This is a genomic window from Algibacter aquimarinus (genome assembly GCF_039543265.1).
Classification (GTDB): domain Bacteria; phylum Bacteroidota; class Bacteroidia; order Flavobacteriales; family Flavobacteriaceae; genus Algibacter_B; species Algibacter_B aquimarinus.
The window spans coordinates 1-24386 of record NZ_BAABJK010000009.1 but is presented as its reverse complement, the minus strand read 5'-3'; the positions used below and the strand labels follow the sequence as shown (position 1 = coordinate 24386).

Sequence of the window (24386 nt, the reverse complement as noted above, 5' to 3'; positions counted from 1 at the left end):
AAGAAATGCCACTTGTAATTGTATATTTGTTTTTTAATTAGAAAAAATAACTATGACACTTATAAAATCGATATCAGGAATTAGAGGAACTATTGGCGGACAAGTAGGTGAGAATTTAACCCCAATAGATGCTGTTAAATTCGCATCTGCATATGGTGTTTGGCTTAAACAAAACAGAGAAAAAGACCGCTATAAAGTGGTTGTTGGAAGAGATGCTAGAATATCTGGTAAAATGATGCAAAACTTAGTTATGAACACCTTAATTGGTTTAGGAATAGATGTGGTTGATGTAGGCTTGTCTACAACACCAACCGTGGAAGTGGCAACTACGTTAGAACATGCTGATGGTGGTATTATTTTAACAGCAAGCCATAACCCAAAACAATGGAATGCTTTAAAATTACTTAATGAAAAAGGTGAGTTTTTAGATGCGGTTGAAGGCGCTAAAATTCTAGATATAGCAGAAAGTAACACCATGAATTTTGCAGATGTTGATAGTTTAGGAAAGATAACAAAAAATAAAGCCTACATAGATTTACACATTATTGAAGTTTTAGATTTAGACTTGGTTAATGTAAAAGCTATAGAAGAAGCTCGTTTTAGAGTGGTTGTTGATGGTGTAAACTCGACTGGAGGTATTGCAATTCCCTTATTGCTTGAACGTTTAGGTGTTGATGTTATTAAACTGTATTGTGAACCAAATGGGCATTTTCCTCATAATCCAGAGCCATTAAAGGAACATTTAACCGATTTATCGGATGCAGTTAAAAAACATAGAGCTGATTTTGGTATTGTAGTAGATCCAGATGTAGATCGTTTAGCTTTTATGGATGAAAATGGTGATATGTTTGGAGAAGAATACACACTAGTAGCTTGTGCAGATTATGTATTGAGCAGAACACCTGGAAATACGGTTAGTAATATGAGTTCAACCAGAGCATTGCGTGATGTTACAGAAAAGCATGGTGGAACTTACGAAGCCAGTGCAGTAGGAGAGGTGAATGTAGTGCAATTGATGAAAAAAAATAAGGTTGTTATTGGTGGTGAAGGAAATGGTGGTATTATTTATCCAGAGGCTCACTATGGTCGAGATGCTTTGGTTGGTGTTGCACTATTTTTAAGTTTATTAGCAGATAAAAACATGAGTGTAAGCCAACTAAGAAAAACATATCCAAACTACTTTATGAGTAAAAAGAAAATTCAATTAACACCAGACTTGGATGTTGATGGTATTCTTAAAGCCATGGAAGATCGTTACCAAAATGAGCAACTAACAACCATTGATGGGGTAAAAATTGATTTTTCAGAAAGCTGGGTACATTTACGCAAAAGTAATACAGAGCCTATTATTAGAATTTATACTGAGGCAAAATCTCAAGAAGAGGCTGATGATTTAGCGGATAAATTTATTGAAGAGATTGGTGCAATTGCCAAGAATTAGCAATTAATAACTTCAGTTTTGTTAAATGAGATGGATTAGACTTTTATTAACCTTAGTAAAAGCAAAGCTTAAACCAAAAGCAAATGCAACAGATACCTTTGTTATTTCATTTCGTGTTTGGATTACTGATATTGATGTTTATATAATGAATCATGCTGCCATTTTAACTGTAATGGAAACAGGACGATTAGATCTTATGGTACGCTCTAATTTTTTTAAAATAGCTTCTAAAAACAAGTGGTATTTTCCAAGTCAAGCTATAAGTGTTCAGTATTACAGACCATTAAAAATATTTCAAAAAGCTCAATTACATACAAGAATTTCTTATATAGATGAAAAATGGATATATGTTGAGCAAAAGATTGTTCGAAATGAAAAAATTGTAGCAACCTGCTTAGTAAAAAGTACTATTAAAAAGGGAAGAGAAACAATACCAACTTCAGAAATTATAGACCTTTTGAAAATTAAAAACGTTCCAACAAAAAGGTATGATTTAATTAATACTTATGAATTAGAAAGCGCACAGATGAGTAGTCGTTTGGTTGATAATTGGAAAGAATAATTACTGCATATGTCTGTTAAATATGATAAAATAGGAATTAATTACAATCGTACTCGAAAAGCAGACCCTTATCTTGTTAGTAAATTGATTGAAAATTTACAACCAGATAAAAATAAGATTTATTTAGATATTGGTTGCGGAACAGGTAACTACACCAGCGCATTACAAAAAAGAGGTTTTAAATTTATTGGTATAGATCCTTCAAAGGAAATGCTTGAAAAGGCTAAAGTTAAAAACCCTCATATTGATTGGAGAATTGGAACCTCAGAAAACACAGGCTTAGAAAATAACACAATTGACGGTATTATGGGCTCGTTAACCATTCATCATTGGTCTGATTTGGATAAAGCCTTTTCAGAACTTTTCAGAATTCTTAAAAGAGACGGAGAAATTGTGATTTTTACTTCAACTCCTAAACAAATGAAAGGGTATTGGTTAAATCATTATTTTCCAAAAATGATGAATGATTCTATTTGTCAAATGCCTTCTTTAGAGGTTGTGACATCTGCTATGACTAAAGCTGGATTCAAATTAAAAAACACAGAAAAATATAATATTAAACCAGATTTAGAAGACCAATTTTTGTATTGCGGTAAACAAAATCCTGAATTATATTTTAATACTAAAATAAGGCACGGAATCTCTTCTTTTTCGTCATTAGCGAATAAAGAAGAAGTAGAAGCAGGGTTACTAAAATTAAGAAGTGATATTGATAAAGGAAAAATTGCAGATGTGATGAAAGCTTATAAAAATAACTTAGGCGATTATTTGTACATTATAGGTAAAAAACATTAGTAAGTTTATTTCTTTTTCCCTTTATGTTTCCAGCGCTTATGTGTCCAAAAATAATATTCTGGTGCTTCATAAATTTGTTTTTCAACTTCTCTTAAAAACATATCGGTTAATTCGTAGTTCTTGTATTCTTTAGGGTTTTCTGTAAGTGTTAAAATTTCAGCTTCATAATAACCACGTTTTATTTTTGTTACTTTTAAATATGCTATTGTTAAATCTAATTTTTTAGCCAAACGTTCTGCACCAGTAAAACATGGAATATCAATATCCATAAATTTTCCCCAATACACCTCCTTGGTTAGTCTTGGAGATTGGTCGCTTAAAAATGCAATAATGCTCTTTATGTTATTTACTTCATTATTATTTATGGTGCTAATGGTCTCTTTAGTATTTATAAGGGTAGTTTTAAATTTTGAACGAATATCTCTAACCAATTTATCAAAATATGGGTTAGCTAGTTTTTTATAAACACCAAAACCTTTGTAAGCTACATAGTTTTGTATTTCTACAGACCATTCCCAACTGGCATAATGCCCGTACATGAGCAAAATACTTTTGTCTAAAGATTCTAAGCGTTTTAATTCTTCAGGATTTATTAATTTGAATCTCTTTTTTAATGATGCCCTAGAAATACTCATAGTTTTAGCCATTTCTAAAAACATATCGCATAAATGCTTGTAAAATTTTTTTCTAATTAAAGAAACCTCTTTCTCAGATTTTTCGGGAAAAACGAGTTTTAAATTATTGTTAACTACTTTTTTTCTATAGCCTATAATATGGTAGAGGAATATATATAAACCATCAGATATTAAGTATAATAACCTAAATGGTAATATAGAAATTAACCATAAAAACGGATAAACTATAATATAAGCTAGAAATTGCATTAAATAATTTTAGATTTGTAGAGGCAAATATATGTTAAATAGAATTTAAACGTTTACACCACATGGGGAATTTACATTTAGTAACCATAGCTATAATTGCAGCAAATGTTATTATATCTTATAAAGGTTTTGGTGATTATAATTTTTTTGAGAAGTATAAGTTTCAAGTGGGGCCAATACAACGCGGAGAGAAGTTACGTATGTTTAGTTCCGGTTTTTTGCATGCCGACACACAACATTTGCTATTTAATATGCTTACGCTTTATTTCTTTGCAGATGTTGTTATACAATTATTGAGTCCGTTTTATTTTTTGGTTATTTATCTAGGAAGTCTTTTTTTAGGTAGCGCTTTATCGTTCTATTTTCATAGAAATGAATATCATTACAGTGCAGTAGGTGCCAGTGGTGCAGTTACAGGTATACTGTACTCTGCAATTTTGTTGCAACCAGATATGAGCCTATATATGTTTTTTATACCTATACCAATTCCAGCCTATATTTTTGGTATCGCTTATTTATTATATACTATTTATGGTATGAAAAGTAGAATTGGAAATATTGGACATGATGCACATTTTGGTGGTGCGATAGGTGGTTTTGCAATTACCTTAATTTTATCACCATGGTTATTTCAAACTAATTTATTAATGATTGGTTTACTTGCTTTGCCTATAGTGTTGCTTTTCATTTTAAAGAAAATGGGTAAAATATAAATTCTAAGTCTTCAAAATTAGAAATGGCATAGCTATTGAATTTGTATGTTAGTTGAATATCATATCTATATTGTATATGCCTGATATTCAGAAAACTAATAATTTTAATAAATTCTAAAAACAGAAGTTTAATTTGTTTTAATGACAGATTGACTTACATAGATATATGAAAAAATCAAAATTTACTACGCTTGACAGTTTGTCATTACAGGAATTTGATGAAAACTCAGAATTAATTCCGTTAATGACACCTGAGGATGAGGAAGCGATAAACAACGAAGAACTGCCTGAAACTTTGCCTATACTTTCTTTAAGGAATACGGTGTTGTTTCCCGGAGTTGTAATTCCCATTACTGCAGGTAGAGACAAATCTATTAAGCTTATTAATGACGCAAATAAAGGCGGAAAAGTTATTGGTGTTGTAGCTCAAAAAGATGAATCTATTGAAGATCCTTCTGCAAATGAAATACATGGAACAGGAACAGTAGCTAGAATTTTACGTGTTCTAAAAATGCCTGATGGCAATGTAACTGTAATTATTCAAGGAAAAAAACGGTTTAAAGTTGCTGAAGTATTAACAGAGCAGCCATATATGAATGCTACTATTAGAGATATTCCTGAAGCAAAACCAGCATTAAAAAATAAAGAGTTTTCAGCCATTATAGATTCTATAAAAGATTTAGCTCTAGAAATTATAAAAGAGAGTCCGAATATCCCTAGTGAAGCCTCTTTTGCTATAAAAAATATTGAAAGCAACTCGTTTTTAATAAACTTTGTGTCTTCCAACATGAATTTGTCTGTTTCAGAAAAGCAGCAACTTTTAGAAATGGACGATTTAAAAAAACGTGCATTAGCAACACTTAAATTCATGAATGTTGAGTTCCAAAAACTGGAACTTAAAAACGATATCCAATCTAAAGTTCAGATGGATATGAGCCAGCAACAGCGAGAGTATTTCTTGCATCAGCAAATGAAAACCATTCAAGAGGAGTTAGGTGGTGTTAGTCATGATGGCGAAATAGAAGAAATGCGAGCAAAGGCAAAGGATAAGCTTTGGGATGAAAAAGTAGCGAAGCATTTTGAAAAAGAAATCGCTAAAATGCAACGCATGAATCCGCAGGTTGCAGAATATTCAATTCAACGTAATTATTTAGAACTGTTTTTAGATTTACCATGGAATGAGTTTAGCAATGATAAATTCGATTTAAAACGCGCCATGAAAATCCTTGATAGAGACCATTTTGGTTTAGAGGATGTAAAACGCAGAATCATAGAATATTTAGCCGTTTTAAAGCTTCGTAACGATATGAAATCGCCAATTTTATGTTTATACGGCCCTCCTGGAGTTGGAAAAACTTCTTTAGGGAAATCAATAGCTGAGGCTTTGGGGAGAGAGTATGTTCGTATTTCATTAGGAGGTTTGCGTGATGAAGCAGAAATTCGTGGACATAGAAAAACATATATAGGTGCCATGCCTGGACGTATTATTCAAAGCTTAAAAAAGGCTGGTACTTCAAATCCGGTTTTTGTATTAGATGAAATAGACAAACTATCAAACTCGCATCAAGGCGATCCGTCTTCGGCCATGTTAGAAGTTTTAGACCCTGAGCAGAATAGTGAGTTTTATGATAATTTTTTAGAAATGGGTTACGACCTGTCTAAAGTTATGTTTATTGCTACTTCCAATAGTTTATCAACCATACAGCCAGCATTACGTGACCGTATGGAAATTATAAATGTTACCGGTTACACGATAGAAGAAAAGGTTGAAATTGCTAAGCGTCATTTGTTGCCAAAGCAATTAAAAGAACACGGTTTAACAGATAAGCATTTAAAAATAGGAAAACCGCAACTAGAAAAAATTGTAGAAGGTTACACTCGAGAGTCGGGTGTTCGTGGTTTAGAAAAGCAAATAGCAAAAATGGTTCGTTATGCAGCCAAAAATATTGCTATGGAAGAAGATTACAATATCAAAATTTCAAATGAAGATATTATTGAAGTTTTAGGCGGACCAAAATTAGAGCGTGATAAATACGAAAACAATAATGTAGCTGGTGTAGTTACTGGTTTAGCCTGGACCCGTGTTGGTGGAGATATTTTATTTATAGAATCTATTTTATCTAAAGGAAAAGGCGCTTTAAGTGTTACTGGAAATCTGGGTAAAGTAATGAAGGAATCTGCTACTATTGCTATGGAGTATATAAAATCAAACGCAGATACATTTAGTATAGACTCTTCTGTTTTTGATAATTACAATGTACATATTCACGTTCCAGAAGGTGCTACTCCAAAGGATGGTCCAAGTGCTGGGGTTACGATGTTAACATCATTAGTGTCATTATTTACGCAGAAAAAAGTTAAGAAAAGTCTAGCAATGACTGGTGAAATAACACTCCGTGGAAAAGTATTACCAGTAGGTGGTATTAAAGAAAAGATTTTAGCAGCAAAACGTGCTAGGATAAAAGAGATTCTTTTGTGTGAAGATAACAGACGAGATATTGAAGAAATAAAGCCAGAATACTTGAAAGGATTAACCTTCCATTATGTAACAGATATGAGTGATGTTATTAAACTAGCACTAACTAATCAAAAGGTTAAGAATCCAAAAAAATTATAAAAATCATTATAAATTAAAACCTCGATAATCTCGAGGTTTTTTTATGTTTTAAAATAAAAGAATCATGCAGCCGTTTTAAGATAGATTTACTTACTTTGTGTCGTAAATATGCTAAAGAAGATTATCACTTTTTTTTGTTTCTCTATTGGTTTACTCGTTACTGCGCAAGTAGGAGGTGAGGCTACGTATCAGTTTCTTAATTTAGTATCATCGCCAAGGCAAGCAGCTTTGGGTGGAAAAGTGTTTACTAATATAGATTATGATGTTACTCAAGCACTTTTTAATCCTGCAACAATAAATCCAGAAATGGATAATCAATTCGCATTAAATTACACAAATTATTTAGGAGGTATTAGTTATGGTACAGCAGCTTATGCATATACTGTAGATAGACGTACACAGACCTTTCATGCAGGTATTACCTATGTGAATTATGGCTCTTTTGATGGCTATGATGAAGCTGGAAATTCAACTGGAACCTTTAGTGGAAATGAAGCTGCATTATCTATTGGTTATTCACTTCAAATTGGTTATTCAGATTTTTATTTCGGTGGTAATTTAAAGTTAATTACCTCTAAATTAGAACAATACACGTCTCTTGGCGCAGCTGTAGATTTAGGTTTGGTATATGTAAACGATTATTTAGATTTTAATGCAGCATTAGTTGTTAGAAATTTGGGTTCGCAAATAACTACTTATGCAGGTTTAAATGAACCACTTCCTTTTGAGGTCGCTTTTGGAATGTCTCAGCGTTTAGAGAATGTTCCAATCCGTTGGCATGTTACTTTTGAAAATCTTCAAGATTGGCCTATTGCAAGACCTAATCCTGCCCGCGCTACAAGTGATTTAGGCGGAAATCAAACCTCTGAAAAAATCGGATTTCTAGGTCAAGTGATTCGTCATACTATTTTAGGAGCAGAAATATTTCCCGAAGGTGGATTTAATATTAGATTGGGTTATAATTTTAGAAGAGGAGAGGAGTTACGGATTATAGACCAACGTAATTTTTCAGGCTTATCTGCCGGATTTTCAATTAAAATGAACAAAATGCGCTTTAGTTACACACATGCAAAATATACAAGTGCAGCAAATTCAAACTTCTTTGGTTTACAAATAGATTTGCAATAAATACCTATTTTTGTTTAATTCTATAAACTATGAATAAAATTACTATAGCCATAGATGGCTACTCATCAACTGGGAAAAGTACTGTAGCTAAACAAATTGCAAAGTATTTAGGTTATGTTTATGTAGATTCTGGTGCTATGTACAGAGCTATTACTTATTTTGCTATGCAAAAAGGGTTTATTAATAATGATGATTTTAATAAAGAAGCTCTCATTTATAATCTACCTAAAGTTAAAGTGAGTTTTAAGTTTAATGAAGATTTGGGTTTTGCTGAAGTTTATTTGAATGATGTAAATATTGAAAATGACATTAGAACATTAGCAGTTTCTAATTTTGTTAGTAAAGTTGCTGCAGTTAGCGAAGTGCGAGAGCAATTAGTAAAACAGCAACAACAAATGGGAGAAAACAAAGGCGTAGTTATGGATGGTAGAGATATTGGAACTGTTGTTTTTCCTAGGGCAGAATTAAAATTATTTATGACAGCTTCGGCAGAGAAACGAGCGCTAAGGCGCTATGATGAGCTTATAGAACGTGGAGATGCAGTAAGTTATGATGATGTTCTAAAAAACGTTCAAGAACGGGATTATATAGATTCTAACAGAAAGGATTCACCACTTATAAAAGCTAAAGATGCTATAGAAATTGATAATTCTAACCTGAGTTTAGATGAACAATTTAATAAGATTCTTCAATTGGCTAAAATGACCATTGAAGGTCTTGAATAAAAAAAGCGACCAAAGGTCGCTTTTTTTTATAATTTCTATACTTAATATTATAAGTTAGGTATAATTAATTCTTGATCTGGATGAATTAAATCTGGATTCTTTAAAATATCAGAATTAGCTTTAAAAATATCTTGATATTTAGATGCTTTTCCATAATACTGAATAGCTATTTTACCTAGCGTTTCTCCACTTTTTACGGTATGTCTTGCATAAACAGTATCATCTGCTACTGATATATTTGCCATAATATCTGAAGGACTATCTCCTCCAATTTCCTTTATTTTATCCCAGAGAATGTCTTTTTCGTAAGGTGTATTTGCTGTTCCTTTAATTTTTAGAACACCGTTTTCTTCTGTTACTTTTCCGTCTTGAATATTTAATTCTTCACCCAAGTTTAATACGTCTTGATACTTTGCTTTAACCATGATTTTTAAATTTTAATTGTAATAATTTGTATGAACAATATAATAAAATATTCGAATGTTTTAATTAAATATGGAATAAGATATTGTTTCTATGAGTTTAGACCCATAATATTTATAAAAGTCACAAGTATTTATTTTTTCATTTTTAGGTAATTATATCAATAATATGTATTTTTGCACTCCTTTTAGCGAATCGTTGGAAAGATAAAAGGAATGAAATTAAAAAATAATATAACACTTCTGTGTGTTATTCGCTTAAATTTTCCAAAGCATAACAGAATACAAAACGTAATGTTAGAGTTTTTATACTTAACATTACAGAATTAAATTAAATGGCTGATAAAGCAAAACAAGCTGAAGTTGAAGCAACTGAAGCAACAACTGTAGAAGCTCCAGTAGTATCTGAAGCAAAAGCAAACCCTGAAAAATTCTTAAAAGAGTTTAACTGGCACAACTACCAAGAAGGTATTGATGAAGTTGATGACAAACAACTTAAAGAATTTGAAAAACTAGTAGCAGAAAATTTTGTTGACACTTTAGATGATGAAGTTGTTGAAGGTACAGTAATTCACATGACTGAACGTGATGCAATTATAGACATCAATGCAAAGTCTGAAGGTGTTATTTCTTTAAACGAATTTCGTTACAATCCAGATTTAAAAGTAGGAGATAAAGTTGAAGTATTAATTGACGTGCGTGAAGATGCAACAGGACAATTAGTATTATCTCACAGAAAAGCAAGAGTAATTAAAGCATGGGATCGTGTAAATAAAGCACACGAAACTGGAGAAATCGTTAATGGTTTTGTAAAATGCAGAACTAAAGGTGGTATGATTGTAGATGTTTTTGGAATTGAGGCATTCTTACCAGGTTCTCAAATTGACGTGAAACCTATTAGAGATTACGACCAGTATGTAAACAAAACTATGGAATTTAAAGTTGTGAAAATCAACCACGAATTCAAAAACGTAGTTGTATCTCACAAAGCTTTAATTGAAGCTGATATTGAAATCCAAAAGAAAGAAATAATTGGTCAATTAGAAAAAGGTCAAGTATTAGAGGGTATTGTTAAAAATATTACTTCATACGGTGTATTTATTGATCTTGGAGGTGTTGATGGATTAGTTCATATAACAGATTTATCTTGGTCTAGAATCAATCATCCAAATGAGATTGTTGAGTTAGACCAAAAATTAAATGTTGTAATCCTTGATTTTGATGAAAACAAATCAAGAATCCAATTAGGTCTTAAACAATTATCTAAACACCCATGGGAAGCTCTTGCAGAAGAGGTGAAAGTTGGTGATAAAGTAAAAGGTAAAGTAGTTGTAATTGCTGATTACGGTGCATTTATTGAAGTAGCAGATGGTGTTGAAGGATTAATTCACGTATCAGAAATGTCATGGTCTACTCATTTACGTTCAGCTCAAGATTTCGTTTCTGTTGGAGATGAAGTTGAAGCTCAAATTTTAACTTTAGATAGAGAAGATCGTAAAATGTCTCTAGGTATTAAGCAATTAACACCAGATCCATGGACTGATATTACTGCTAAATATCCGTTAGCTTCTAAGCACACTGGTATAGTACGTAACTTTACAAACTTTGGTGTTTTTGTTGAATTAGAAGAAGGTATTGATGGATTAATTTACATCTCTGATTTATCTTGGACTAAGAAAATTAAGCACCCATCTGAGTTTTGTGCAGTTGGCGATAAGTTAGACGTTGTAGTATTAGAGTTGGATGTTGAAGGACGTAAATTATCTTTAGGTCATAAACAAACAACTGAGAATCCTTGGGATAAATACGAAACTGAATTCGCTTTAGAAACTGTTCACACTGCTGAGATTTCTGAAATTGTTGACAAAGGTGCAACAGTTGCATTCAATGAAGATATTGTAGCATTTGTTCCTTCTCGTCACCTTGAAAAAGAAGATGGAAAGAAATTGAAAAAAGGAGAAAGTGCTGAGTTTAAAATCATTGAATTTAACAAAGAATTTAAACGTGTTGTAGCATCTCATACAGCAATATTTAAAGCTGAAGAGATTAAAAACGTTAAAGCAGCAGCTAAGAAAGCGGCAAGTGCAGCAGCAGAAGCAAAACCAACTTTAGGTGATGCAAATGATGCTTTACAAGCTCTTAAAGATAAAATGGATGGTAAAACTACTAAAGCTAAAAAGTAGTAGTAACTAATCTTATTCTATAGCACAAAAGCCTTCAAGAAATTGAAGGCTTTTTTTATTAAGCAATTTTATAAAGTGTCATTTTAAAATTTTGCATTACCTTTGCTTTCCAGATACGTTTGGATAGTAATATGAGTCAAAAAGTTTTACTTAACGCAAAAGAGGTAAACATCATTCTTCACCGATTGGCTTGTCAACTTATTGAAAAACACAACGACTTTTCTAACACTGTGCTTATAGGATTACAGCCCCGAGGTGTATTTTTAGCAGATCGTTTAGCTAAAATTTTAAAAGACGATTATAAAGTTAAAAATATCCAATTAGGACATTTAGATATTACGTTTTACAGAGATGATTTTAGAAGAGGAGATAAGACTTTAGAAGCTAATACAACTAAAATTAACTTTTTAGTTGAGGATAAAAATATTGTTTTTATTGATGATGTATTATATACAGGGCGTAGTATTAGGGCTGCATTAACCGCCATACAATCTTTTGGACGACCTAACGAAATAGAATTACTCACGTTAATAGACAGACGATTTAGCAGACATTTACCTATTCAGCCAGATTACCGAGGGCGGCAAGTAGATGTTATTAATGACGAAAAAGTTAAAGTGAACTGGGAAGAATACGATAATGAAGATTCAGTTTATTTAATAGAAAAATAAAAGTAAACAATGAGCGAATTAAGTGTAAATCACTTATTAGGAATTAAATATCTCAACAAAAAAGATATTAAACTTATTTTTGAAACTGCCGATCATTTTAAAGAAGTGATTAATAGACCAATTAAAAAAGTTCCATCGCTTCGAGATATTACCATTGCAAATTTATTTTTTGAAAATTCTACAAGAACAAAATTATCTTTTGAACTTGCTGAAAAGCGTTTATCTGCAGATGTTCTTAACTTTTCTTCTTCACAATCTTCGGTAAAAAAGGGAGAAACTTTAATTGATACGGTAAATAATATTTTATCAATGAAGGTTGACATGGTCGTTATGCGCCACCCAAATCCTGGAGCTGGAGTATTTCTCTCAAAACATGTTAACGCGAGTATTATAAATGCTGGTGATGGCGCTCATGAACACCCTACACAAGCGCTTTTGGATTCTTATTCTATTCGTGAAAGGTTGGGTGAAGTAAAAGGAAAAAAAGTGGTTATAGTTGGTGATATTTTACATAGTAGAGTAGCACTTTCTAATATATTTGCCTTGCAACTTCAAGGTGCAGAAGTTATGGTTTGTGGCCCAAAAACCTTAATTCCAAAATATATTAATGATCTTGGAGTAAAAGTTGAAACAAATTTACGTAAAGCTTTAAATTGGTGTGATGTAGCTAATATGTTGCGAGTTCAAAATGAACGCATGGAGATTAGTTATTTTCCATCTACAAGAGAATACACTCAGCAATTTGGTGTTAATAAAGACTTACTAAATTCTTTAGATAAAGAAATAACTATTATGCATCCTGGTCCTATAAACAGAGGAGTAGAAATTACTAGCGATGTGGCAGATTCTAATCAAGCTATTATTTTGGATCAGGTTCAAAATGGAGTAGCAGTTAGAATGGCAGTGATATATTTATTAGCTTCAAAAATAAAACAGTAAAGTTATGATTATTGATTACAACGGTAACATTGCTATAATTACTCAAGAGAATGCGACTATTATAGAGTTAGTAAAAAAACTACAAACTTTATATCCTAAATTCGAGAATAATAATATCATTGTTCATTTAACTACTTTAAAAACCTTAGCAGCAAAAGATATTGTTGAGTTTTTAGTTATTTCAAATATGCATCGAGACAATAAACATTCCTTTGTAATTGTTAGAGATAATTTAGATTTAGATGAATTACCAGACCAACTAGTAGTTGTGCCTACATTACAAGAGGCTTATGATATGATTGAGATGGAAGATATGGAACGTGATTTAGGCTTTTAAATGAATAACTTCAATCTAGCTCAAGTAAACATAGCCAAACGTTTAGCGCCAATGGATGATCCCATAATGCAAGATTTTGTGAATAATGTTGAAAAAATTAATGCAATTGCGGATGCAAGCGATGGTTTTATTTGGAGAATGCAGGATGAGGATAAAGATTTAGGTGTAGCAGTTTTTAAAGATGATTCAATACTAATTAATATCTCAGTATGGAAAGACTTAGAATCACTTTTTAATTACACATATAATTCAGGGCATATTGAAGTTTTTAAGCGAAAAAAAGAATGGTTTAGTAAAATAAAAATGATGCATATGGCTTTTTGGTATGTTCCCGAAGGTTACGAGCCAACATTTCAAGATGCTAAAAACAGGTTGGATTATTTAAATAATCATGGAGATACGCCTTATGCTTTTTCATTTAAAAGTAAATTTTCAAGTCAAGATTCTTTAAACTATAATCCAATTTTATAATATGAAGCTCACTATTTTAGGCTGTTATAGTGCCACGCCACGAGCTTTAACAAATACTACGTCGCAGGTTTTAGAAATTAATAATCATATGTTTTTAATAGATTGTGGAGAGGGAACACAAGTACAACTTCGCAAGCACAAAATTAAATTCAGTCGTATTAAACGTATTTTTATATCGCATTTACATGGCGACCATTTTTTTGGTTTGGTTGGCTTAGTCTCTACATTCAGACTACTAGGGCGTGATACCGATTTACATATTTATGGACCAAAAGGAATTAAAGAAGTGGTAACACTACAAATGAAATTGGCAGATTCTTGGACAAACTATAACTTATATTTTCATGAATTAACATCTACAGAATCAGAATTAATTTTTGAAGATGATAAAGTTGAAGTATATACTATTCCATTAGAACACCGGGTTTATACAAACGGTTATTTGTTTAAAGAAAAAGAAGGAGAACGTAAGTTGAACATTGCAGCTGTAGAAAAAGCAAATATTGATATCTCCTATTATAGAAAGTTAAAACAAGGTTTTGATGTGCAGAATGAAAAAGGTGAATTGATAAAAAATAATTTAGTCACTAAGCCTGCAAACAAGCCCAGTAGTTATGCATTTTGTAGTGATACTGTTTATAGAGAAGATATTGTTCCTATTATAAAAAATGTAGACGTATTATATCATGAATCTACTTTTTTAGATAAACACGCACATTTAACACAAAAAACAAAGCATTCCACTGCAAAAGAGGCTGCTATAATTGCAAAAAAAGCTGGTGTTGGTAAATTAGTACTCGGTCATTATTCTACAAGATATGATGGCTTAAATCAATTTAAAGAGGAAGCTGAAATGGTTTTTGATAATGTTGAATTAGCAGAAGACGGCAAGGTATTTGATTTTACTTAAATTCTTCTAAACCATACATCCACTCAATAGCTTCTGTTAAACTTGTACAACGCTTTATACTTTTTTTAAAAAAACGTTTTTCTAAATCAGCGTTCATTAGGGTCATTGTAGAATAAACAACTATGGCGCTGGCTACTATTATATTAAATGTTTTATCAACTTTATCCCAATAATGTGGATTTACTGAGTAAGAATTTATCCTATTAGGAATATACCCTAATTTTGCATCTTTACCATAAAACTTAATTAATTCAGCAACAACATCTTCAATTTTCTGCCAATCAAAATGAATACCTTCGTTTAGTTCAGAAATAAAAAACTTTTCACACAAATAAAAATTACCAAATGGCATTTCTAATTTGTGGGCTTTTAAGCTTTTAAAGTAGTGCGATTCTTCAAATTTCATAGTATTTTTTTTGGGCATGCAAAAATATAAAGTTAACCAATATTAATAAGCTTAAAAAAATTAAAATTTTGTTAATTTGTAATCTATGGAGAAAGATCTTGGTAACTACAGAAAATCTTATGAAAAAGGAGCATTACTTTTAAATGAAGTTCCTGATAATCCTATGGAATTATTCCAAAAATGGTTTTATGAAGTTGATACTCATTTTGCTGAAGATGAAACAAATGCGATGACTATATCCACTATAGGATTAGACGGTTACCCAAAGAATAGAGTAGTATTGCTTAAAAAATATACCTACGAAGGTTTTATTTTTTACACCAACTATAAAAGTGAAAAAGGTAAAGCTATTGCGGCTAACCCAAATGTGTGTTTGTCATTTTTTTGGCATGGAGCTGAAAGGCAAATTATAATTAAAGGAAAGGCTGAAAAAATAGCTGAAAATTTAAGTGATGGTTATTTTGAGTCTAGACCAAGAGGTAGTCAATTAGGAGCTTTAGTATCTAATCAAAGTGAAGTTATTGAAGATAGAGAGTATCTTGAAAACAAACTTTCTGAGTTAGAGAAAAAACATGAAGGCAAAGAGATTGTTAGACCAGTTTTTTGGGGTGGATATATAGTAAAACCCATAGAAATTGAATTCTGGCAAGGACGCCCAAATAGACTACATGATAGAATTAGATATCAATTACAAAAAGATTATAGTTGGCTAATTCATCGATTATCTCCATAAAAAAAACGATGAAATACAAAAATATTGATGTTTAAATTACATTTAATCGATAAAAAATGTTTTTAATCGATATTTGAAATGTATTTCATCGATTTCTAATACATAAATAGGCTAAACTGTGTTTTGGTGAATAACTTTATAAAACCGAAACTAAATTTACCTACTTATGAAGTTGTTAACAAAACTGCCTTTATTGGCTTTATTTGTTGTGTTTGCATTTACTTCTTGCACAACAGATAGTATTGACGAGAAAGCTCAAGCACTTGAATTAAAGGTTACTACACCAAAAACAAAAACAATTGAAGTTGAAATTTTAGAGCTTATTAATAATCATAGATTATCAATGGGATTAAATTCACTTTCAGATATGACTGTTGTAAAATCTGTAGCTTTTACTCATACGGATTATATGGTTGATAATAATGAAGTATCGCATACCAACTTTTTTATGCGAAGCGAATATTTAAAAAGTAACGCCGGAGCAAAACGTGTTTCTGAAAACGTAGCCTACGGTTACAGTTCAGCAGAATCTGTTGTTAGAGCATGGTTAAAAAGTGAGGGGCATAAAGCCAATATTGAAGGCGATTATACAAATTTTGATGTCTCTGCAGAAAAGAATGAAGAAGGGAAGTGGTATTATACCAACATATTTATAAAAAAATAATAGTACTCTAAATTTTAGAGTAATTACAGTATAACCTTTTAGTGTCCTGATTAATAGCCATAGTGTACAAGTCATTTTTGATATTGTGAAATCAAGGAATTAATAGGTTATTTATTAATAACTTAAGTGTTATTAAATTTAGCTTTAGGTATTAAATCCTCTCTTTATGAGAGGATTTTTTAGTTTATAGTTTTGTTAGTAAAATGAAGAATAGTTATAATAAGATTATAAAAAAAAACCATCAAAAGACATGCTTTTGATGGTTTTGATTTATTAAAAATTCTAAATTATTTCATTCTTACTACAATAAATTGAGTACGTCTATTTAATTGGTGTTCATCTTCCGTACAGCTTATAGTCCCATCACATTCATTTGCTAATTTTTGTTCTCCATAACCTTTGTATTCGGTTATTCTATCAGGATTAACGCCATGTTCTATTAAGTATTTATAGGTAGCATTCGCTCTTTCTTGCGACAATACATTATTATAAGAAGCAGTTCCTCTAGAATCTGTATGTGATTCTATTTTAATAACCATGTTAGGATACGTATTCATCATTAAATCCACAATTCTATCCAATTCAACAGTGCTATCTCTTCTAATATTATACTTGTTAAAATCGAAATAAATTGCATATAATTCTGCGTCTGGTAAAAGTTCTTCTTTTTTAGGGTTTAATACAAAATTGGCACTAATACTTGTAATACTTCTAGCAATACCCTTTGAGGTTACAGATTTTATATTATCTATGAATCCATCTTTCTTGGTATTTAATTTATAATCGGTATCTCTATCAATGTTAATTTTATACTGACCTTCGTCATCTGTTTCTAGATATGCAATTTTGTTTCCATCGTTATCTAATAGTTCAACTACAACATTTTCGATTGGATTATTATTTTCGTCAGTAACCGTTCCTTCAATTTTTAATTGCGGAATTCTATCATAAGCATAAATATCATCGCTTCCAACACCACCATTTCTATTAGAGGCAAAAAATCCGGATAAGCCATCATCACTCATAAAAAATGAGAAATCATCTTTACTTGAGTTTACAGGAACTCCTAAATTGATAACGTTAACAATGTTGTTATCTTTATCTGTAACTGTTCCAAAAATATCTAATAAGCCTAATCCTTGATGCCCATCAGAGGCAAAAAATAAACTACCTTCGCTATTAATAAAAGGGAAACGCTCGTTCTTATCGGTATTAATAATGTTTCCAGCGTTTTTTGGTTCGGCAAAAGTGCCATTAGAATTTATATCTACAAAGAAAATATCTGTTCCACCAATACTTCCTGGCATATCTGAAGCAAAGTATAACTTAGTACCATCAGCATTTAAAGCAGGGTGGGCGGTAGAGTAGTTGTTACTGTTAAATGGCAGTTCTTCAATATTTGTCCATTGATCATCAAGTAACGAAGCTTTATAAATTTTTAGGTTGGTTATACCTTCATTGTCTTTTCCCAGGGTCTTTTTATTAAAGTCGTTTCTTGAAAAATAAATTGTTTTACCATCCTTTGTAATAGTTAAAGGACCTTCGTGATAAATTGTGTTTACATCACCTTTCAATCTTGATTTATGATCTACAATGCTATCAGTACGATTTGCAGTTGTATAAATATCTAAAAAAGGTTCTTTGTTCCAACCATAAATATGTTTTGATGATACTCCTTCATTTCTAGATGATGCAAAATATATTTTACCATCATGTTCGTAAGCTCCAAAATCGCTATACTTAGAATTGAAATTTACATCAGTTAAAAAATACTGCTGTTTGGCATTAAAAATTGAACTTATAAAATCACTGTCTTTTGATAATTTAACATCATTTATTCTCCCACCAGCTTTTTTAAAGTTTCGCATCCATAATCTGTAACCTTTATAATCTTCAACTCCTCTTAAGGCTTGTGCATAATTATAATAATATTCAATAGGTACATTGTCTTGTTGTACGGCTTTTTTGTAGTAAACAACTGCACTGTCTGGATTTCTTAAAAATGCATAACTATCTGCTAATTGCCTAGTAGCATAATCTACATTGTATTCTTTATCAATGAGATCATGGTACAATTCTGAAGCATTAACAAAAGAAAACTTGTTAAATAAATTATCTGCTCTTTTTTGCGCTCCATATTGTGCAAAAGCTGTATAGCCAGCAAATGATAGCAAACAAACTAGTATGTAGTTTTTTAGTTTCATGGGGTTTATATTTTTAAAAGGCTAGGTAACCTTCTATTTAATTATTCGCAAAATAGTATTGCGATAATTTTATTCCATTTGAACAACAATAAATTGAGTACGCCTGTTTAACTGATGGTCTTTTTCTTCACAGTCTTCTCCGTCTTCACAACCATTTGTTAATCTACGCTCTCCAAAACCTTGATGTTCTGTAATTCTTTCTGGATTAATGCCTTTAGAAATCAAGTAATCGTATGTAGCATTGGCTCGATCAATTGATAACTTATCGTTATATGTTAATTCTCCTCTAGAATCTGTATGCGACTCAATACGTATTACCATTTCCGGGTAATCGTTTTGCATTAAGTTCACAATTTTATCAAGCTCTAAAGCAGCATCTTCTCTAATATTATATTTATTAAAATCGAAGTAAATAGTATTTAATTCTGCAAGTTTTACCACATTAGGAACAGGGTTTAATAACAAATTAGCGTTAATAGTTATAAGTTCTGTTTGTATGTTTTTGGAGGTAAATGTTCTATAATCATCAATATATTTATCTTGGCTGGCTACAATCTTATAATCTTTATTTCTATCTATATTGATTTGATAGTAACCATTTTCATCGGTTACCATATCAGCAATTTTATTTTCTTTGTCGTCAAACAATGTAATTACTGAGTTTGGTATGGGATTGGTGTTTATGGCATCTGTAACAACGCCTTCAACATGAAGTACAGGCTCTCTGTGAAATGCATAAATATCATCACTACCTCGACCACCTTTTCTGTTAGAAGCGAAATATCCTGTAATACCATTGGCATTCATAGAAAATGAGAAATCGTCTTTATTAGAGTTTACAGGAACGCCTAAGTTAATAACATCAACGATGCTATCATCTTTATCACCTTTAATAGTTGCGAATACATCTAATAATCCAAGACCTGTATGTCCATCAGATGAAAAGAATAGTACACCTTCATTGTTTAAAAATGGAAAACCTTCGGCACTTTCAGTATTTACAACGTCTCCAATATTTTGTAAGTTTATAAGAAGCCCATCAGGACGTATGTCAACAGTCCAAATATCAGAACCTCCTTTCGTTCCGGGTCTGTCTGAAGCAAAGTATAACTTAGTGTCATCATTATTTAAAGCTGGATGTTGCGTAGAGAAATTATCGCCATTTATTGGTAAATCTTCAATGTTTGTCCATTCACCATCTACTAAAGTAGCACGGTAAATTTTCATATTTGTTAAGCCTTTTCGGTCTTTAGTTTCAATATCTTCATTGAAATTATTTCTAGAAAAATACATGGTTTTACCATCTTTTGTAATGGTAATTGGTCCATCATGATATATTGAATTTACATCTCCTTTAATTTTTCCTGTATGGTCTACATTTTTTTTGCTTCCAACTTCTGTAACATATACGTCTAAAAAAGGTTGTTCATTCCAACCATAAAGACGTTTTACAGTTACACCTTCGTCTCTTGCAGAGGTAAAGTATATTTTTCCATCTTGCTCAAAAGCACCAAAATCACTATACTTAGAGTTAAAACGAACTCTATCTAAGAAATACTGCTGTTTTGCGCCAAATACGCTTGTAATAAAATTAATGTCTTTAGAGAAATCGTTAGCAGTTACAACACCACCAGAATCTTTAAAGCGCTGAAGCCAGATTTGAGAGTCTTCGTATTTCTTCATACCACGAAGCGACTGTGCATATTTATAATAATATTCAACAGGAACATTTTCTTGTTTTACTACACTTTTGTAATATCTAGAAGCATTTCTTGGGTCTCTTAAAAATGCATAACAATCTGCAAGTTGCCTTGTCGCATAGTCTTTATTATAATTATTTTGAATAAGTTCTCTGTAAACTTTAGCGGCTTTTACAAAAGAGAATTTATTAAATAATGTGTCTGCTCTTTTTTGTTTTCCTTGTTGTGAAAAAGCACTAAAACTTAGCAAAAATAGGATACAAACTAATATGTAATTTTTAATTTTCATATAAAATTTATTAGAAATATCTAGGTGATTTTAATTTAGAGCTTAAGAATTTAAATTCATAAATAAGCAAAATTTCATGGGTTCCAGAGGTAAAACTTGATATATCTGATATTGGTTTTTCATAAGCATAACCAATACGTAATTGTCTAGATACCTGAAAGTCTGCTATACCACCAATGGCAGCTGTTTGTTCATTAATTCTGTACGATCCACCTAACCAAAACTTTTCGTTGAATAAGAAATTAGCTGTTAAATCATATGAAACTGGAGCACCATTTGTAGCTTTTATTAAAGCTGCAGGTTTAAATTTAATGCTATTACTAAAGTCTATTACTCCACCAACAGTAAAGTAGTAACTTAACCTATCTAGAGCTTCAAATCCATCATCAGTATTTTTATCTGTATTTAAAACTCTTGGTACAGATAAACCAGCATATATTCTATTAGTACTCCAATATACACCCAGACCTAAATTAGGTGTCCATCTGTCTTCAATACCAAATATTGAAGGGTCGAAACTTTCTGATTGTCGAAAATCAGGGTCTAAGCTATATTGAGTAAATCCAGCTTTTAAACCAAACGCTAACTTACCATCAACACCGGTAGGTATTGCATATGAAAAGTCTCCATACAAATAAGTGAAGTTTTCTGGACCTAAATCATCTTCTATAAAAGATAATCCCAGACCAATTCTATCATTTCTAAGTGGTGTATGTATTGAAAGTGTTTGCGTAATAGGACCGCCTTTAAAACCAACCCACTGGCTTCTGTGTAATCCAACAATACTTAAAGCTTCTCTACTTCCTGCATAAGCGGGATTTATAGAAATTGTATTGTACATGTACTGTGTGAATTGCGGTAATTGTTGCGCAACCCCAACCGTACAGCTTAACAATGCAATAGCAATTATGTTATGTTTTATAAGTTTCATAGGTTAATGTTTTATTTGGTTCCTAGGTAAACTGGACCTGTTATAGGATTTAATCCACTATTTTTTAGAATAATTATATAGTAATAAGTTCCGTTTGGTACTTTACCAGCAGACCCAATAGAGTTTATGGCTTTACCATTCCAATCGTTTTGGTAATTAAGTGATTCGTAAATTAAAGCACCCCATCTATTGAATATTTTAACTTCATATTGGAAACCACATAATTCTATTCCACTAATTTCAAAGAACTCATTATAAGCATCTCCGTTTGGTGTTACTGCTTTTGAAACCACTACATCATTTTCACCACAAGGTAGTACTACACAATCTGCATTAACATTCATTGTTATCTCTGTAATGCTAATACATCCAGCATCAGTAGTTGTGTATCTAAATTTATAGTCTATTCCACCATCTTCAGGTAAAAATGTTTCACTAAGTTCTAATCCTGTTGGATCGAAAATTCCATTTTCATTTACAGTAGCTACAGGATCTCCTTCTAAAAGTTCCCATACACCATTAGTATTTAAATCTCCTATAAAATCATTTAGGTTAACTATACCATCATCATAACATCTATCTTGAACAGTAAACTCTGTAATTACTTCATCTAGCGCAACAAATAGCGTTTGTGTGTATGTTTCTTCATTATTACACTCGTCTCTTACAGTCCAGGTTCTTACAATTTCATAATCTGCAAAAACATTTTCATCAAATGAATTTGTTTCATTGAATACAACTATAACATTAGAAGAACAGTTGTCTGTAAATTCTAATTGAGGTGCATCAGGAATATCTATACAGCTTACATTTAATGTTGATTCAAAATTAGATGTTGGCACTGGTGCTGTAGTATCTTGAACTGTTATTGTTTGAGTATGTCTTGTTGTTAAACCACACTCATCAGTAGCCGTCCAAGTTCTAGAAATGATATAGTTGTTAGGACAATCTCCATCTGTTCTAACATCGGCAACGGTTACTACAGCGTCTCCGCAATTATCTGTTGCTGTTATAGTTTCTGCACTAGGTATAGCATCACATTCAACTAAAATATCAGTTGGTAAGGCTTCAACAAATTCTGGAGGCGTAGTATCTTGAACAGTTATTATTTGAGTATGCGTTGTTGTTAATCCGCATTCGTCTGTAGCTGTCCAAGTACGTGCAATAGTATAATTATTATCACAATTACCATTAGTAATAATGTCGGCCACAGATACTGAAGCTGAACCACAAGTATCAGTTGCGGTTAGTGTTTCTGCAACTGGCACAGCATCACATTCTACAACCAGATTAACCGCTGGTAATGTTTCTACAAATGTAGGAGGGGTAATATCTACTACTGTTATAGTTTGTACATGTGTATTTGTTAAACCACAATCGTCCGTAGCTGTATATATCCTAGTAATTATATAGTTATTTGGACAATTACCATCTGTTCTGGTGTCATTTACAGTTACTTCAGCATTACCACAATTATCAGTAGCAGTTAGTATTTCTGCTGCTGGTACTGAATTACACTCTATAGTTAAATCCTGTGGTAAGTCTTCTACAAATTCAGGAGCTGTAGTGTCTGATGTTGAAATTATTTGATCTGCCGTAGAAACGTTTCCACATTCATCAGTTGCTGTCCAAGTTCTAGTAATTGTAAAAGTACCTGAACATGCTCCATTCGTTGTTACATCAGAGTATGCTATTACAGGATTTGCATCACAGTTATCAATTGCTGTTGCAAAGCCAAACATTACAGGCGTAAGGTCTGCACTACACTCTGCCGTTACATTAGCAGGTAAAGATAAAACAGGAGGTGTATTGTCTTCAACTGTAACTATTTGAATATGTTGAGTTGAATTATTACTTGTATCTGTAGCTATCCATGTGCGAGTTAATATGTAAGTTGATGAACATGAGCCATCAGTTCTTACTTCGGTAAAAGTTACATCAGCAGAATTACAATTATCAGTAGCAGTTAATACTACTGCATCTGGAACTTGATCACATTCTACAGTAACATCTACTGGAAGTGTTTCAACAAAAACCGGAGCTTCATCATCAGTAATATTAATTGTTTGTATACATGGTAAACTTGTATTATTATTTTCATCAGTTGCTGTCCAAGTAATTGTTGTAACACCTACAGGATAAGCATCAGTTAATTCTAAATTATCTGAACGAATTCCTTCAAATACAAATGTTGTTGAACAATTATCAGTTGCTGTAGGGTCTACTATACTAACTGCAGACGCACATATTGCAGAATCAGCTTGTTGACTAATATCAGCAGGACATACAATAACTGGTAATTCATCATCAGTAATTATTACAGTAAAACTACATGTAGCAGTATTTCCAGTTGCATCAGTAACTACATAAGTATTTGTTGTTGTTCCTACTGGGAACAAGGAACCAGAAGGTAATCCAGCCGTTTGCACTGTTGTTACACCTGGAGCATTATCTGTTCCTACGGGAGCAACGAATGTAACTATTGCACCACAAACTCCAGCATCAGCAGTTTGGTTAATAGGAGCTAAACATACTATTGTTGGGTTTTCGTTATCAGCAACAGTAACTGTAAAGCTACAGGTTACAATATTTCCTGAAGCATCTTCCACTTGGAAAGTTACTGTAGTGGTACCAATAGGGAATAATGACCCAGAAGCAGGA

The 24386-nt window shown here is 31.9% G+C and carries 22 protein-coding genes; 15 read left to right on the top strand and 7 right to left on the bottom strand.

Going from position 1 to position 24386, the window contains the following annotated elements; genetic code table 11:
• Positions 1-52 precede the first annotated feature (52 nt).
• The 3 genes from glmM to ABD939_RS12670 are packed head-to-tail and all read left to right on the top strand — an operon-like array spanning position 53 to position 2798.
• Entirely contained in the window at positions 53-1441 is a 1389-nt protein-coding gene (glmM, locus tag ABD939_RS12680) for a phosphoglucosamine mutase (protein ID WP_345169269.1), read from the top strand.
• Positions 1442-1466: 25 nt separating this feature from the next.
• Positions 1467-2003: an acyl-CoA thioesterase gene (locus ABD939_RS12675; protein ID WP_345169266.1), complete on the top strand. Its 537-nt coding sequence runs from the start codon at positions 1467-1469 to the stop codon at positions 2001-2003.
• A gap of 9 nt (positions 2004-2012) precedes the next feature.
• Positions 2013-2798, top strand: a complete 786-nt coding sequence (locus ABD939_RS12670) for a class I SAM-dependent methyltransferase (protein ID WP_345169263.1) — start codon at positions 2013-2015, stop codon at positions 2796-2798.
• Between the two features lie 5 nt (positions 2799-2803).
• Here ABD939_RS12670 and ABD939_RS12665 read toward each other — a convergent pair whose 3' ends face one another.
• Complete coding sequence (locus tag ABD939_RS12665; protein WP_345169260.1) at positions 2804-3682, bottom strand: lysophospholipid acyltransferase family protein; 879 nt, start codon at positions 3680-3682, stop codon at positions 2804-2806.
• 62 nt (positions 3683-3744) lie between these two features.
• Between ABD939_RS12665 and ABD939_RS12660 the strand changes: the two genes are divergently transcribed.
• From ABD939_RS12660 to cmk, 4 genes are all read left to right on the top strand, one after another.
• Entirely contained in the window at positions 3745-4395 is a 651-nt protein-coding gene (locus tag ABD939_RS12660; RefSeq protein ID WP_345169258.1) for a rhomboid family intramembrane serine protease, read from the top strand.
• Positions 4396-4561: 166 nt separating this feature from the next.
• Positions 4562-7012 (top strand): endopeptidase La, encoded by a 2451-nt coding sequence (gene lon / locus ABD939_RS12655; RefSeq protein ID WP_345169256.1) that lies wholly within the window; start codon positions 4562-4564, stop codon positions 7010-7012.
• Positions 7013-7120: 108 nt separating this feature from the next.
• Complete coding sequence (gene porQ / locus ABD939_RS12650) at positions 7121-8140, top strand: type IX secretion system protein PorQ (protein ID WP_345169254.1); 1020 nt, start codon at positions 7121-7123, stop codon at positions 8138-8140.
• Positions 8141-8169: 29 nt separating this feature from the next.
• Positions 8170-8865, top strand: coding sequence for a (d)CMP kinase (gene cmk, locus ABD939_RS12645; protein ID WP_345169253.1), 696 nt, complete (start codon positions 8170-8172; stop codon positions 8863-8865).
• A 47-nt stretch (positions 8866-8912) separates the two neighbouring features.
• Here the strand turns inward: cmk and ABD939_RS12640 are convergent, their stop codons facing one another.
• The gene (locus tag ABD939_RS12640) at positions 8913-9290 is read right to left on the bottom strand and encodes a LysM peptidoglycan-binding domain-containing protein (protein ID WP_345169250.1); all 378 of its coding nucleotides are present in this window, start codon (positions 9288-9290) and stop codon (positions 8913-8915) included.
• A gap of 332 nt (positions 9291-9622) precedes the next feature.
• Here ABD939_RS12640 and rpsA point away from each other — a divergent pair, with 332 nt between their 5' ends.
• The 6 genes from rpsA to ABD939_RS12610 all read left to right on the top strand — a co-directional run bounded on the left by rpsA (position 9623) and on the right by ABD939_RS12610 (position 14798).
• Positions 9623-11470 (top strand): 30S ribosomal protein S1, encoded by a 1848-nt coding sequence (gene rpsA, locus ABD939_RS12635; RefSeq protein ID WP_345169246.1) that lies wholly within the window; start codon positions 9623-9625, stop codon positions 11468-11470.
• A 131-nt stretch (positions 11471-11601) separates the two neighbouring features.
• A complete protein-coding gene (gene pyrR / locus ABD939_RS12630) occupies positions 11602-12141 on the top strand; it encodes a bifunctional pyr operon transcriptional regulator/uracil phosphoribosyltransferase PyrR (RefSeq protein ID WP_345169243.1) in 540 nt (179 codons plus the stop codon).
• Positions 12142-12150: 9 nt separating this feature from the next.
• Positions 12151-13080: an aspartate carbamoyltransferase catalytic subunit gene (locus ABD939_RS12625; protein ID WP_345169239.1), complete on the top strand. Its 930-nt coding sequence runs from the start codon at positions 12151-12153 to the stop codon at positions 13078-13080.
• Between the two features lie 4 nt (positions 13081-13084).
• Complete coding sequence (locus ABD939_RS12620; RefSeq protein WP_345169236.1) at positions 13085-13417, top strand: ribonuclease Z; 333 nt, start codon at positions 13085-13087, stop codon at positions 13415-13417.
• Entirely contained in the window at positions 13418-13888 is a 471-nt protein-coding gene (locus tag ABD939_RS12615) for a DUF3291 domain-containing protein (RefSeq protein ID WP_345169233.1), read from the top strand.
• Between the two features lies 1 nt (position 13889).
• Positions 13890-14798: a ribonuclease Z gene (locus tag ABD939_RS12610; protein ID WP_345169230.1), complete on the top strand. Its 909-nt coding sequence runs from the start codon at positions 13890-13892 to the stop codon at positions 14796-14798.
• Here ABD939_RS12610 and ABD939_RS12605 read toward each other — a convergent pair.
• A complete protein-coding gene (locus ABD939_RS12605; RefSeq protein WP_345169228.1) occupies positions 14791-15204 on the bottom strand; it encodes a hypothetical protein in 414 nt (137 codons plus the stop codon). The genes ABD939_RS12610 and ABD939_RS12605 overlap by 8 nt on opposite strands.
• A gap of 85 nt (positions 15205-15289) precedes the next feature.
• Between ABD939_RS12605 and pdxH the strand changes: the two genes are divergently transcribed.
• A complete protein-coding gene (gene pdxH / locus ABD939_RS12600) occupies positions 15290-15937 on the top strand; it encodes a pyridoxamine 5'-phosphate oxidase (protein WP_345169225.1) in 648 nt (215 codons plus the stop codon).
• A gap of 166 nt (positions 15938-16103) precedes the next feature.
• Entirely contained in the window at positions 16104-16601 is a 498-nt protein-coding gene (locus ABD939_RS12595) for a CAP domain-containing protein (protein ID WP_345169222.1), read from the top strand.
• Between the two features lie 287 nt (positions 16602-16888).
• Here the strand turns inward: ABD939_RS12595 and ABD939_RS12590 are convergent, their stop codons facing one another.
• The 4 genes from ABD939_RS12590 to ABD939_RS12575 all read right to left on the bottom strand — a co-directional run.
• Entirely contained in the window at positions 16889-18805 is a 1917-nt protein-coding gene (locus ABD939_RS12590; RefSeq protein WP_345169219.1) for an OmpA family protein, read from the bottom strand.
• Between the two features lie 69 nt (positions 18806-18874).
• On the bottom strand, positions 18875-20794 hold the full coding sequence (locus ABD939_RS12585; RefSeq protein WP_345169216.1) for an OmpA family protein: 1920 nt from the start codon (positions 20792-20794) through the stop codon (positions 18875-18877).
• Between the two features lie 10 nt (positions 20795-20804).
• Complete coding sequence (locus ABD939_RS12580; protein WP_345169212.1) at positions 20805-21725, bottom strand: PorP/SprF family type IX secretion system membrane protein; 921 nt, start codon at positions 21723-21725, stop codon at positions 20805-20807.
• Between the two features lie 11 nt (positions 21726-21736).
• Positions 21737-24386 (bottom strand): HYR domain-containing protein (locus tag ABD939_RS12575; RefSeq protein ID WP_345169207.1); only part of this gene is annotated, 2650 nt, incomplete at its 5' end.